The 13,816-nt window shown below is 44.7% G+C and carries 12 protein-coding genes; 5 read left to right on the top strand and 7 right to left on the bottom strand.

Annotated features, from left to right (window positions below):
* Positions 1-49: 49 nt before the first annotated feature.
* On the bottom strand, positions 50-835 hold the full coding sequence (argB, locus tag LRQ06_RS08660; protein ID WP_232765970.1) for an acetylglutamate kinase: 786 nt from the start codon (positions 833-835) through the stop codon (positions 50-52).
* Positions 836-846: 11 nt separating this feature from the next.
* Complete coding sequence (gene argC, locus LRQ06_RS08655) at positions 847-1,848, bottom strand: N-acetyl-gamma-glutamyl-phosphate reductase (RefSeq protein ID WP_232765969.1); 1,002 nt, start codon at positions 1,846-1,848, stop codon at positions 847-849.
* Between the two features lie 154 nt (positions 1,849-2,002).
* Here argC and argE point away from each other — a divergent pair, with 154 nt between their 5' ends.
* The 3 genes from argE to LRQ06_RS08640 all read left to right on the top strand — a co-directional run bounded on the left by argE (position 2,003) and on the right by LRQ06_RS08640 (position 6,883).
* On the top strand, positions 2,003-3,139 hold the full coding sequence (gene argE / locus LRQ06_RS08650) for an acetylornithine deacetylase (protein WP_232765968.1): 1,137 nt from the start codon (positions 2,003-2,005) through the stop codon (positions 3,137-3,139).
* A 226-nt stretch (positions 3,140-3,365) separates the two neighbouring features.
* The gene (gene ppc / locus LRQ06_RS08645) at positions 3,366-5,996 is read left to right on the top strand and encodes a phosphoenolpyruvate carboxylase (protein ID WP_232765967.1); all 2,631 of its coding nucleotides are present in this window, start codon (positions 3,366-3,368) and stop codon (positions 5,994-5,996) included.
* A gap of 347 nt (positions 5,997-6,343) precedes the next feature.
* The gene (locus LRQ06_RS08640; protein WP_232765966.1) at positions 6,344-6,883 is read left to right on the top strand and encodes a PadR family transcriptional regulator; all 540 of its coding nucleotides are present in this window, start codon (positions 6,344-6,346) and stop codon (positions 6,881-6,883) included.
* Between the two features lie 64 nt (positions 6,884-6,947).
* Here LRQ06_RS08640 and cysE read toward each other — a convergent pair whose 3' ends face one another.
* The 5 genes from cysE to epmA all read right to left on the bottom strand — a co-directional run bounded on the left by cysE (position 6,948) and on the right by epmA (position 11,017).
* The gene (gene cysE / locus LRQ06_RS08635; RefSeq protein WP_232765965.1) at positions 6,948-7,769 is read right to left on the bottom strand and encodes a serine O-acetyltransferase; all 822 of its coding nucleotides are present in this window, start codon (positions 7,767-7,769) and stop codon (positions 6,948-6,950) included.
* A 44-nt stretch (positions 7,770-7,813) separates the two neighbouring features.
* The gene (gene gpsA / locus LRQ06_RS08630) at positions 7,814-8,845 is read right to left on the bottom strand and encodes an NAD(P)H-dependent glycerol-3-phosphate dehydrogenase (protein ID WP_232765964.1); all 1,032 of its coding nucleotides are present in this window, start codon (positions 8,843-8,845) and stop codon (positions 7,814-7,816) included.
* Between the two features lie 131 nt (positions 8,846-8,976).
* Entirely contained in the window at positions 8,977-9,447 is a 471-nt protein-coding gene (gene secB, locus LRQ06_RS08625) for a protein-export chaperone SecB (protein ID WP_232765963.1), read from the bottom strand.
* 43 nt (positions 9,448-9,490) lie between these two features.
* Entirely contained in the window at positions 9,491-9,925 is a 435-nt protein-coding gene (locus LRQ06_RS08620) for a rhodanese-like domain-containing protein (RefSeq protein ID WP_232765962.1), read from the bottom strand.
* 117 nt (positions 9,926-10,042) lie between these two features.
* Complete coding sequence (gene epmA / locus LRQ06_RS08615; protein WP_232765961.1) at positions 10,043-11,017, bottom strand: elongation factor P--(R)-beta-lysine ligase; 975 nt, start codon at positions 11,015-11,017, stop codon at positions 10,043-10,045.
* A gap of 243 nt (positions 11,018-11,260) precedes the next feature.
* On the opposite strand from epmA, the gene frdA reads away from it, so the two are divergent.
* Positions 11,261-13,072 (top strand): fumarate reductase (quinol) flavoprotein subunit, encoded by a 1,812-nt coding sequence (gene frdA, locus LRQ06_RS08610; RefSeq protein ID WP_232765960.1) that lies wholly within the window; start codon positions 11,261-11,263, stop codon positions 13,070-13,072.
* Positions 13,072-13,812 (top strand): succinate dehydrogenase/fumarate reductase iron-sulfur subunit, encoded by a 741-nt coding sequence (locus LRQ06_RS08605; RefSeq protein ID WP_232765959.1) that lies wholly within the window; start codon positions 13,072-13,074, stop codon positions 13,810-13,812. Before frdA ends, LRQ06_RS08605 begins: the two co-directional genes overlap by 1 nt.
* Positions 13,813-13,816 lie beyond the last annotated feature (4 nt).

Genomic DNA, 13,816 nt, shown 5'->3' with positions numbered 1-13,816 from the left:
TGGCGGTCAGTGCCAAGGGGGTTATCAATATTAAAATATAAATTCGTTACTAAGCATTAGGGAAGAAACATGTCCCTATGCTCTTTCCGGCAAACAACTGGGTCAACAGAGCAGGATCTTTCCAACCGGCGACTTCAATAGGACGCCCCAAATCATTCGCCGCTTCTAAAGCAGCGCGGACCTTAACAACCATACCATCCGTGATGACTTTTGCATTAATAAGGCGTTCGGCCCGTTCTGAATCAAGTTCAGGGATTAATTCTTTATGCTGATCAAGAACCCCACTCACATCAGAAAGAAGGACCAGATCCGCATCCAGCGATTTTGCAACAGCAACAGCAGCATCGTCGGCATTCACATTCATTAGCTGACCTTCGACAGTTAAACCGATAGAACTGATAATGGGGGTCCCACCAGCCTTAATAATCGCGTTGACAATTGTCGGATCGCCTGCTTTTGCAAGCCCGACAGCCCCCAGCTCCGGATCCAGTTCAGTCACATCACAAAGACCGCCATCGCCTAAACATAATCCAACGGCTTTCAAGCCACTTTTTACAGCTTCCCCCTGAAGCAGCTTGTTTGCCGTTCCCGCCAGAGATCCGGTAATAAAAGGAATCTGATCATAGGGGGTCACTCTCAGACCATTTTTCTTTACAATTTCAAACTGCAGTTTCGACATCAGATCATCGACGAGATATCCGCCACCATGAACAATCACTACGGATTGTTGTTCCTGATATTCTGAAATAGCTGAAAACAATTCAGCCAGTGTGTCTTTGCTGGAAAGAACAGCACCACCTAATTTTACGACGACCGGACGCTGGGTTTTAGCCATGACGATTTCCCTTAGATCAATGAAGTAAGTTCAGGATAACCATAATGAAGATTCAGACATTGCATCGCCTGACTTGACGCACCTTTTAATAGGTTATCGATTGCAGATACAACAATGACATGCTCGCCGCTAACTTTCCAGCCAATATCGCAAAATGGCGTAAACTGAACATCCTGCAAGCGAGGGAACCCCGGTTTCAGACGAACAGCAGGCTTATCACCGTAGGCTTTCTCAAAAGCTTCTGCCACCTGATCATCAGTTACTCCCGGAGCCAGTTTCATGGTAATCGTTGCCAGAATACCACGCTTAAAATTACCTAAATGTGGTGTAAAAATAATATCCCGTCCGAGGTGGGCCGAGATTTCCGGCTGGTGACGGTGAGTAAAAACGCCATACGGAGCCAGGCTGACTTCACAAAAGCTATTGGTCATGGACGCTTTTCTGCCCGCACCGGAAACACCACTGGTCGCATTAATCACAGGCCACTGAACCAAATCCAGAAGATCAGATTCAATCAGCGGTTTAATACCTAACTGACTCGCTGTCGGGTAACATCCGGCAACCGCGACTAACTGAGCCGCCTTAATTTCGTCGGCATTCCATTCAGCAAGCCCATAAGCCGCCTTTTTTAGCCAGTCCGAAAATTGATGTTCAAAACCATAATATTTAGTAAAAAATTCATCACTATCTACCCGGTATGCTCCGGATAAATCAAAAACCTGACAGCCCTGAGCTAAAAACACAGGTGCCAAATCATGACTGACTTCGTGTGCCGTTGCTAAAAATATGATATCAGCATCTTTGGCGACGGCTTCAGGCTCAACCAAAGGCTGAACCGCCATGTCAACAACACCATCCAGCTTTCCATGCAGTTGCGAAATGGGTTTTCCTGCATCTAAACTGTTGGCAGAAACGTATAAACCTGATAGCGTCAACTCAGGGTGTTTTTGCACCATGTACGCAAGTTCAGCTCCGGTATAACCGCTAGCTCCAATGATGGTTGTTTTTAGCATATTAGACACCCGACAATTTGATTAAAAACCACACTAATAATTGATTATAAATTTTACAATTTCTTATTTATTTGGTTTTTTATTCATAAAAAGTGATTTAATATGTGTTTTACCTTCTCTGAATATTCCTGTCAATAGTAGGAGCAAAGTTTCTATGAATTTCCCTAAATTTAAGGACGTTTACCAAGATTTAATTTCAACATCCTCAATTAGCTCCAGTGATCCTAAGTGGGATGAAGGAAACACTGAAGTGATTGCAAAACTCGCTGGCTGGTTTACATCTCTTGGTTTTGATGTCGACACCGTAAAAGTTACTCCGAATAAGCACAACCTGATAGCCCGGATGGGCCATGGTAACGGAGGCTTACTACTATCCGGCCACTCTGATACTGTTCCCTTCGATGAAGGACGCTGGAATTTCGACCCTCACAAATTAACGGAGAAAGACAACCGCTTTTATGGTTTAGGCACCGCGGACATGAAAGGGTTCTTTGCTTTTATTATAGAATCCGTAAAAAACATTGATTGGTCAAAACAGAAAAAGCCACTATATGTTCTGGCAACCTGTGATGAAGAAACCACAATGCTGGGGGCCCGCCACTTTTCAGAGCATCCACCATTCAAGCCAGACTATTGCATTATAGGAGAACCCACCGGGCTCATTCCTATATATGGGCATAAGGGCCACGTCGCGAACGTTATCAGAATCACCGGAAAATCCGGCCATTCATCCAATCCGGCTCTGGGCATCAATGCTATCGAAATCATGCATGAAGTCATGTACGCACTTATGCAGGCCCGGGATATTCTTATCAAAAAATATCATCATCCGGGCTTTGAAATTCCCTACCCTACACTAAACTTAGGACATATTCATGGTGGTGATAGCGCAAATCGCATCTGTGGTTGCTGTGAACTACACTATGATGTAAGACCTTTACCGGGAATTAGTCTGGATAATCTGGACAACTTTCTCCGGGGAACATTAAACAATGTGTTTGAAAAATGGCCGGGATGTGTCGAAATGAAACCTCTGCATGATTCCATTCCGGGATACGAGTGTGATCATAACCATCATTTCGTAAAAGAAATGGGAGATTTGTGTGGTACAAAAGCAGAAACTGTGAATTATTGTACCGAAGCACCGTATCTGCAGGAAGTCAGTTCCACAATTGTTCTGGGACCGGGCTCAATAGATCAGGCTCATCAACCTGATGAATTTCTGTCATTTGACTTTATTGACCCAACAATCAGCTTATTGAAAAGGTCAATACATAAGTACTGTTTTTAACGCATGATTTGATTAATTGACTGAATGTAAAAATCTAACTTTATTTCATTATTGAAAGAAAACTTTTGAAATTTTCTTTCAATTTTTTATTTCTATTTCTATTGACGAAGTAGATAATACAAGGACTTCGCTATTGTCTAATTGACTTGGCGATGAGTCTTTCGCTAAATTGTTTAGCTGACAAAGAACATGGGATGTAATTTTATTTCAAGGCAGGAACATAACAATGAACGAAACATACGCTGCACTCAAAAGTAATGTGAGCATGTTAGGACGAGTATTAGGGGATACTATCCTGGATGCAGATGGCAACATTATTCTTGAGAAAGTAGAAACCATTCGTAAGCTATCTAAATCTGCCCGTAATGGTGATAAATCAGACTACGATGCCCTGGTTAAAGAAATTCAGAATTTAACTGATGACCAGCTGACACCGGTAGCCCGAGCATTCAACCAGTTCTTAAATCTCACAAATATTGCAGAGCAGTATCATACGATTTCCCGTCATTGCGATACGAAAATCCGCGAACCAGATGCAATCAACTCGCTTTTTGCCAAACTGACTGATAAAAAAATCAGTAAGCTTGATACCGCACAAGCGATCAGAGATTTAAATATCGAACTCGTGCTGACTGCCCACCCAACGGAGATTAACCGCAGAACAATGATAAACCAGCTCGTTAATATTAATGAGTGTTTATCTAAGCTAGAGCTTGATCTTTCAGATAAAGAAAGAAAACGGACACAACGTCGTCTGGAGCAGGTTATTGCTCAGTTCTGGCACTCAGATGTTATCCGTAAACAACGTCCAACACCGCTTGATGAAGCCAAATGGGGTCTGGCTGTCGTCGAGAATTCTCTTTGGGAAGCCATTCCTGAGTTTTTACGCGAATTTGATGAAAAAACAAAAGAGTATCTGGGTGAAGGCTTACCTATCGGTGCGGCACCGGTTCATATCTCTTCGTGGATGGGTGGCGACCGGGACGGCAACCCGTATGTAACCCACGCAATCACTCGTGAGGTATTGCTACAATCGCGTTGTAAAGCAGCCGATCTCTATCTGAATGATATTAATGAGCTGGTTAGAGAACTATCGATGACTAAGTGCAATGATAGTGTTCGCAAGCTGGCTGGTGACAATGCACACGAACCTTACCGAGCCATTTTGAAAGAACTTCGTAGCCTGTTGAATGACACTATCGAAATTCTTGACGCAAAAGTTCACGGACAGCAACTACCAATCAAGGCGCCTCTTAAAGATGCCGGCCAGCTTTGGGAACCACTTTATGCCTGTTACCAGTCATTACATGAGTGTGGTATGGCAAAAATCGCGGATGGTAACCTGCTGGACACACTTCGCCGCATTAAAGCATTTGGCGTCAATCTGGTTCGCCTCGATATCCGTCAGGAAAGCACCAGACATGCTAATGTTTTATCTGAACTTACCCGCTATTTAGGGCTGGGTGACTACGACCAGTGGAGTGAACAGGACAAAGTTGCCTTCCTGAGCAATGAACTGGCCTCAAAACGTCCGTTAATTCCAAGAGACTGGGAACCGTCTCCGGAAGTGAAAGAAGTTCTTGATACCTGCAAAACCATTGCCGGTTATCCTCGCGATGCCTTTGGTGCCTATATTATCTCAATGGCCAGAACAGCATCAGATGTGCTTGCGGTTCACTTACTGCTTCAGGAATGTGGCTGTCCGTACCGTATGGATGTCTGCCCATTATTTGAAACTCTTGAAGATTTAAACAATGCAGAGTCCGTAATGACTCAACTGTTTAACATCGATCTGTACCGTGGCTTTATTCAAAACAAACAAATGGTCATGATCGGCTACTCTGATTCAGCAAAAGACGCCGGGGCATTAGCAGCTGGCTGGGCCCAGTACCGGGCAATGGAAGCTCTGGTTAATGTCAGTGAAGATGCTGATATTGATCTGACACTATTCCATGGCCGTGGTGGTTCTATTGGACGTGGCGGGGCACCGGCTCATGCTGCATTGCTGTCTCAGCCACCAAAAAGTCTGAAAGGCGGCCTGCGGGTTACCGAACAGGGTGAAATGATTCGTTTCAAACTAGGTCTTCCGGATGTCGCCGTAAACAGCTTCAACCTATATGCCAGCGCCATTCTGGAAGCAAACTTACTGCCACCACCAGAGCCGAAAAAAGAGTGGCGGGATCTGATGGAGGTTCTGTCAGAAGTGTCTTGTGAAGCTTATCGTAACGTGGTTCGTGGTGAACCTGACTTCGTTCCTTATTTCCGTCAGGCCACTCCGGAACAAGAACTCGGCAAACTGCCTCTGGGCTCCCGTCCGGCAAAACGAAATCCAACCGGAGGTGTCGAAAGCCTGAGAGCCATTCCATGGATTTTCTCCTGGAGTCAAAACCGCCTGGTGTTACCTGCCTGGCTGGGTGCCGGAGAAGCCATTCAATTCTCAGTCGATAAAGGACATCAGACTCTGCTTGAAGAAATGTGTCGTGAATGGCCATTTTTCTCAACAAGATTAGGCATGCTGGAAATGGTGTACACCAAATGTAACGCCAATATTTCCCGGTACTATGATGAACGTCTCGTAGAAGAGCGTTTAATCCCATTAGGAGACAAGCTAAGGGAACAACTGGAAAAAGACATTAAATCCGTCTTGAACGTTGAAAATAACGAGAACCTGATGCAACGGGATCCGTGGGGTCAGGAATCGATTCGTTTGCGTAACATTTATATTGAACCGCTAAATATGCTTCAGGCAGAACTTCTGTTCCGAACCAGACAATACGAAGAAACTCCGTCTGAGTTAGAAGAGGCCTTAATGATTACCATCGCAGGTATTGCAGCAGGAATGCGAAATACTGGCTGATAAAACAATATAATGTACTATAAATGGTAAAAAAGGTCGCTATTATGCGGCCTTTTATTTTAAAAAATCAAAAAATTAAAAATAAAATTATAATTTAGCCCCAAATTGTCCCCTTCATACTGTTTATAGTTATTATTTAGTTATACAATTTACGTACTGCAATAAATATCTTAAACAACAGTTGCAGTCGGCAAGTTGTATATCACTCATGGTTAGCTAGATACCGGCTTTTAGGTGACAGAACCAGTACATTGTGCTGGGAATTTGAATCGCAAATGATTGGGCCACAGAAGCTTAACAAGATTCAATTTGATTGTAATTTTTATTAACTATTTTGGATTTCAGACATGTCATTACCACACGTAATCCTTACTGTTTTGAGTACTCGCGATGCAACCGGATACGATATAACCAAAGAGTTTTCCTCCAGCATCGGTTACTTTTGGAAGGCCAGCCATCAACAAGTATACCGTGAGCTCAACAAAATGGGACAACAAGGCCTAGTTACCTGCGTACTAGAACCTCAAGAAGGAAAACCAGACAGAAAAGTCTATTCCATCACAACTGAAGGGAAAAAGACATTAACTGAATGGTTCGATCAACCAACAGCTCATCCTACTGTCCGTGATGAATTTTGTGCAAAACTGATGGCTTGTGCAGTACAGCCATCAGCACCGTACAGAAATCAGGTGGTTGACTTAATCAGTGAGTCTAAAAGACTGGTTGATCACTTTAAAGAGATCGAAGCTGCATACTATGCTGCTCCAGAAACTTTAGATAAACATCAAAGACTTGAAAGACTGACACTGCGTAGAAATATTCTCGCAAGAGAAGCATGGATAGTCTGGGCTGAAGAAGCTCTTAATGAACTCAACATAATTTCCTGATAACGATAAAGAGAGGACAGATTGTCCTCTCTTTTGTTTAGCCTTTCTTTTTATCAGCAATAGCCTAAATACCGTCTCCACCAATAAATGTCTGGGATTTACCATTAAATTGCTGATCCATATCCAGTGATGGTTTTTCAGAAATAGGACGCCCGACAATCTTAGCAGGAACACCCGCAACTGTAGTATGAGGAGGGACAGACTGTAGCACGACAGAACACGAACCAATTTTCGCACCCTCTCCCACTTCAATGTTTCCAAGAACTTTAGCTCCGGCTCCAATCATAACACCCTCACGGATTTTCGGATGCCGGTCACCCGATTCTTTACCGGTACCACCAAGCGTCACATCCTGAAGAATGGAAACATCATTCTCAATAACAGCCGTCTCACCAACAACAATACCTGTCGCATGATCCAGCATAATAGCACGCCCAATTTTTGCCGCCGGATGGATATCTACCTGACAGGCAACTGATATCTGATTCTGAAGGTAACTTGCCAGAGCCCGTCGTCCCTGTCTCCACAACCAGTTAGCAACCCGGTATCCTTGCAAAGCGTGATAACCTTTCAGGTAGAGCAATGGTATTGAATATTGAGCAACGGCAGGATCCCGGCTGACCGTGGCACAGATATCGCAGGCCGCCGCACCGGTAATATCCGGATCAGAACCGTAAGCTTCTTCAACCACTTCTCTGACCGCCATAGCCGGCATAGATGGTGTCTGTAATTTATTGGCTAAGATATAGCTTAGTGCCGAAGCCAAGCTATCATGTTTGATAATGGTGGCATGATAAAAACTTGCCAGCATCGGTTCCTGCTCGGCAAGCTCTCTGGCCTCCTTTATTATCGTCTGCCAGACCTGTTCTTTTCTACATTGACTCATTGACTCAACTTTCTCCCGATACTTGCTTGTTATCTATTGAGTTTTCACTCTGCTTTTTTATCTCTTGCAAGTAGATCTTTTGCTGCTATTTGAGCATTTTTACCCTGATACAAAACCTGATAGATCTGTTCAACGATGGGCATTTCCACCCCAACCCGTTGAGCCAACAGATACACTTCTTTGGTATTTCTGTACCCTTCAACCACCTGCCCGATTTCATCCTGAGCCACTTCAACAGATTTCCCTGCTCCTAAAGCCAGTCCAAATCGTCTGTTTCGTGATTGATTATCAGTACAGGTTAACACTAAATCACCCAGTCCTGCCATTCCCATAAATGTTTCAGGTAAAGCCCCAAGAGCCACCCCAAGACGGGACATTTCTGCCAGTCCGCGGGTAATCAAAGCGGTACGGGCATTCGCACCAAAACCAATTCCATCCGAAATACCAGCACCAATCGCAATGACATTTTTAACGGCACCACCCAGTTGTAAACCAATAAAATCATCATTGGCATACACCCGGAAAGAACGGCTACAGTGGATTTTATCCTGAAGATCCTCAACAAATTGAGAATCATTAGATGCAACAGAAATGGCCGTTGGCATCCCTAAAGCAAGCTCTTTGGCAAACGTCGGTCCGGACAATACCGCATAAGAACAGTTATCACCTAACTGTTCAATGGCAACGTCTTGTAGTAAACGTCCGGTATCGGGTTCCAAACCTTTCGTCGCCCAGCAAATACGAGAGTCCTCCCGCAAAAAAGGCTTAATGGATTGCAAAACAAGACCAAACACATGACTTGGCACAACAATCAGCAAGTCCCGGCATGCCTGCACCGCATTCTCCAGGTCTTTCTCAATAATCAAACTATCTGGAAAACTGACATCAGGCAGAAACTGCTTATTTTCCCGGTCCGCTTCCAGACGCGCCATGTGCTCGGGTTCGTGTCCCCACAGAATAACGTTCGATCCATTACGGGCCAGAGAAATCGCCAGAGAAGTACCATACGATCCAGCACCAATAACACTAATCGAAATTTGTGCATGATCCCTTGGGGCTGTGATTAAATCTGTCATGGGATTGCCTAAGTGTTTTATTGAACTAAATAAAAGTAAAAAGTGCACAACACATCATTCGTTCATCAACAAACGTCAGATGCTCTGTGCACTTAACATTAAAGCTTCATGGTGAGAAACTCTCTGAACAATTACGCCTGAGAGCTATCTCCGTCTTTTTCAGCCTGTTGCTGAAGATAATTCATGAACAACGCATCAAAATTAACCGGAGCCAAATTCAGTTGTGGGAATGTACCTTTAACAACTAAACTTGAAATCGTTTCACGGGCATAAGGGAATAGAATATTTGGACAGAAAGCGCCCAGGCAATGAGCAAGCTGACCAGCTTCCATTTTCTCAGCCGTAAAAATACCGCCCTGTTGAATTTCACAAAGGAAGGCCGTTTCGTCTTCATTTTTAACCGTTACCGTTAAACGAAGCACCACTTCGTAAACACCTTCACCCAATTCCTTACTCTGAGTATCCAGATCAAGATTCACATTCGGATCCCAATCTTTTTGGAACATAACCGGGGAATTAGGCGCTTCAAAAGACAGGTCTTTCAGGTAAATTCTTTGAATGGTAAAGTTTTGTTCAGGGGCTTGTTGTTCTGCTTCAGACATGAGGAATTCCTTTACTTAAAATCGTCAAAATATGAAAAATAAATTATTTCTTACCACGCACAAGAGGAAGATTACCTTCGTTCCATGCAACCAGGCCATTTTTTAACACGGTTACTTTTTCAAAACCGGCTTTTATCAGAACCACTGCATTCTCTTGAGCAGTCTGTCCATTTTTACATACCAGAATAATTGGGTCTGTTTTGTGTTTTTCAAGCGTTCCCCAGTTACCGGATTTGATATCAGATGGAAGTACATTGACCGAATTGGTGATATGTCCCTGTTTAAATTCATCTCTGGTACGGATGTCCACCACTACTGCATTCTCTTTGTTCACAGAATGTGTGAGTTCATTGACAGAAATGAATTTATATTTGGCTGAGGCCGATTTCACAAAATTAAAAACAATCGCAACGACAATGGCCACCCATGCGATCGATAACAGCAGGTTCTGCTGAAAAAACTGAATGTACTCTTGCATATATCAAGCTCTGTATTAGTAGTTAGTTGTTCAAATAAAAAAGGAGTATAACGGGGTTAGTTCAATGACGCGAGTGCTACTCATCAAGAAAAACGTCCCTCCCCGGAAAAATTATGATTACGCTCTTGGAAAATCAAACGCAATAACATCCCTGATATTCTCAGCCCCTAACGCTAACATAATTAAACGATCAATGCCTAAAGCGACCCCGGAACACTTAGGAAAACCAGCCGATAAAGCATCAATTAGGTGCTCATCAATAGGCTGAGCCTCCAGCCCCATATTCCGACGGGCATTATTATCCTCTTCGAATCTGATCCGTTGTTCCCGGGCATTCTCAAGTTCATGGAATCCATTGGCCAGTTCGATACCCTGGAAATAGACTTCAAACCTTTCGGCCACCCGGTCATCATCGGGGTTAATTTTCGCCAGTGCCGCCTGAGTTGCGGGAAAATTATAAATGAAGACAGGATATTTCTGACCAATCTGATTTTCAATACCGACAGAAAACAACAGTTGTAGCAACGTATCCCGGTTTGTTTCCGGTTCAGCGATATCGCTTAATTTCAGCTGACTGGCGACTTGTTTTAATTCATCAAGAGAAGATTCCAGAGGACAAACCCCCAGACACTCAATAAATACTTCTTGATAGGTCATTCTCCGGGTCTCGGAGACGCCCAGTATCGTTTGAAGAAACTCATGCATTTCATCCATTAAATCATGGTGATCGAACCCAACCCGGTACCACTCCAGCATAGTAAATTCGGGATTGTGATGCCGTCCACACTCCTCATTTCTATATGACTTACCAATTTGATAGATTGAGCCACTGCCTGCCGCCAATAATCGTTTCATATGAAACTCCGGACTGGTCATTAAATAGACTGTTTTACCTTCGGCATAACCAGGACCAACAAAGTCGGTTTTAAATGTTTGCAAATGGATATCAGTAACAGTGGCATGACTTAACACGGGCGTATCCACTTCTAATACACTTCTTTCTTCGAAAAAATGACGTACTTTTTTGATGATGAATGCTCTGTTCTGTAAAAACTCAATCGTTGCAGATGGCTGCCAGTCTGATTTGGTCATAACTTTTTCACTGATAACAAAAAATAGGAGTCTACCTCGCTTATTTGAGAAAAAAAAGCGTGATGCAGATCTCACATAAAACAATAATCACAGAAATAAAATTTTTTCTCGATCAAAAACCTAACAGTGTCAATTTTTTCGAAACATGGCTACCGTAGACTATAGTTTAGATTCCAAAGCTTTACGCTTTTTATGATAACAAGCGGGATTCCCCCGCAAATTTTCTCTCACTGGAGGATAACTGTGCAAACTTTTACCACAGATATCGCGGTCATTGGTGCCGGTGGCGGCGGTCTTCGCTCAGCGATTGCAGCAGCCGAAGCAAATCCAAACCTGGAAGTCGCTCTGATTTCTAAAGTTTACCCAATGCGTTCGCATACCGTTGCAGCGGAAGGCGGCTCAGCGGCTGTCATCAAAGAAGAAGATTCACTGGATAACCACTTCAATGATACGGTTGGCGGTGGCGACTGGTTGTGTGAACAAAATGTTGTGGAATATTTTGTTGAAAACGCAACCCGCGAGATGACCCAAATGGAACAATGGGGTTGTCCATGGAGCCGTAAAGAAAACGGCGAAGTGAACGTACGTCGTTTTGGCGGAATGAAAATTGAACGCACCTGGTTTGCAGCGGATAAAACCGGCTTCCACATGCTTCATACTTTGTTCCAGACTTCAATGAAGTACCCACAAATTAAACGTTTTGATGAATATTTTGTGGTTGACCTGCTGGTTGACGGCGATGAAATTCAGGGTCTGCTTGCTATTCACATGTCAGAAGGCGAGATGGTCATCATCAAAGCCAAATCCGTCATACTGGCAACCGGTGGTGCGGGTCGTGTGTATCACTGCAACACCAACGGCGGTATTGTTACGGGCGATGGTATGGCGATGGCTTACCGTCACGGCGTACCACTGCGTGATATGGAATTTGTTCAGTATCACCCGACAGGTCTGCCGGGTACCGGTATTCTGATGACCGAAGGTTGTCGTGGTGAAGGCGGTATCATGCTGAACAAAAACGGTTACCGTTATCTGCAGGACTACGGTCTGGGACCGGAAACACCGGTGGGTCAGCCGAAGAACAAATACATGGAATTAGGTCCGCGAGACAAAGTGTCGCAGGCTTTCTGGCATGAGCAACAGAAAGGCAACACCATTCAGCACCCACTGGGTGATGTGGTGCATCTGGACCTTCGTCATCTGGGTGAAGAATACCTGGAAGAACGTCTGCCGTTTATCTGTGAGCTGGCCAAAGCGTACGTTAACGTAGACCCGGCGAAAGAGCCGATTCCAATTCGTCCGACGGTTCACTACACCATGGGTGGTATTGAAGTTGACCCGGCGTGTGAAACCCGTATTAAAGGGTTGTTTGCGGTGGGTGAATGTGCGTCTTCCGGATTGCACGGCGCTAACCGTCTGGGCTCTAACTCACTGGCGGAATTCGTGGTACTTGGCCGGGTTGCGGGCGAAAGCGCGGTGAAACACGTGGACAAGTTTGCCGGCTGGGATGATAAGAAAATCGCGGCACAGGTAAAAGAAGTGGAAGCCCGTATTGAGGCGCTCCGCACTCAGGAAGGTGACGAGAACTGGGCAACCATCCGTACCGAGATGGGGCAGAGCATGGAAGCCGGTTGTGGTATTTACCGTCAGGAAGACCTGATGCAGCAGACCATCGACAAACTGGCTGAGCTGAAAGAACGTTACAAAAAAATCAGCATCAAAGACAAAGGCAATGTATTTAACACTGACCTTCTTTATGCAATCGAAGTGGGTTATGGCTTAGATGTTGCGGAAGCAATGGTTCACTCTGCGATTAACCGTCACGAATCCCGTGGCGCACACCAACGTTTAGACGAAGGTTGTCAGGAACGGGATGACGTTAATTATCTGAAACACTCGCTGGCCTTTTACAACCCAGAGGGCGCACCGAAGATTGACTACAGTCCGGTAACGATTACCAAATCGCAACCGAAAGCGCGTCTGTATGGTGATGCAGCTGAAAAAGCAGCAGCGGAAGAAGCGGCGGCAGCAAAAAGCGCAGAGGAGAAGGCATAATGACCCCACAACGCATGCAAAAGGTAGATATTCTGCGTTATGACCCTGAAAAGGATGCTGAACCATATCTACAGTCGTACGAAGTGCCATTCAATGAAACCATGTCGGTTCTGGATGCGCTGATGTACATCAAAGACAATCTGGACAAACACCTGTCATTCCGCTGGTCCTGTCGTATGGCCATTTGTGGCTCTTGCGGCATGATGATTGGTGGCGTACCGAAACTGGCGTGTAAAACGTTTCTGCGTGATTATCCGAATGGTGTCAAGATTGAGCCGCTGGCGAATTTCCCGATTGAGAAAGACTTAATTGTGGACATGACTCCGTTTATCGAGCGTCTGGAAGCCATTAAACCTTACATTCTTGGTAACGACCGCAAACCGGAAGACGGCACTAACCTGCAGACACCGGAAGAGATGGCCCGTTACAAACAGTTTGCGGCGTGTATCAACTGTGGTCTTTGCTATGCAGCCTGTCCTCAGTTTGGTCTGAATCCTGACTTTATCGGTCCTGCGGCGCTGACGCTGGCGCACCGTTACAATCTGGATACCCGTGATAACGGTAAGGCTGAGCGTATGGATATAATCAACGGTGAAAACGGTGTCTGGGGCTGTACGTTTGTCGGTTACTGCTCTGAAGTGTGTCCGAAACACGTTGACCCTGCAGCAGCAGTTAACCAGGGCAAACTTGAGTCATCAAAAGACTTTGTGATTGCCATGCTAAAACCACAGGAGTCATAAGAAG

It is taken from the genome of Vibrio salinus (assembly GCF_021272385.1).
Lineage (GTDB): Bacteria > Pseudomonadota > Gammaproteobacteria > Enterobacterales > Vibrionaceae > Vibrio > Vibrio salinus.
The sequence above is the reverse complement of the archived record's forward strand: the minus strand, read 5'-3'. Positions and strand labels throughout refer to the sequence as shown.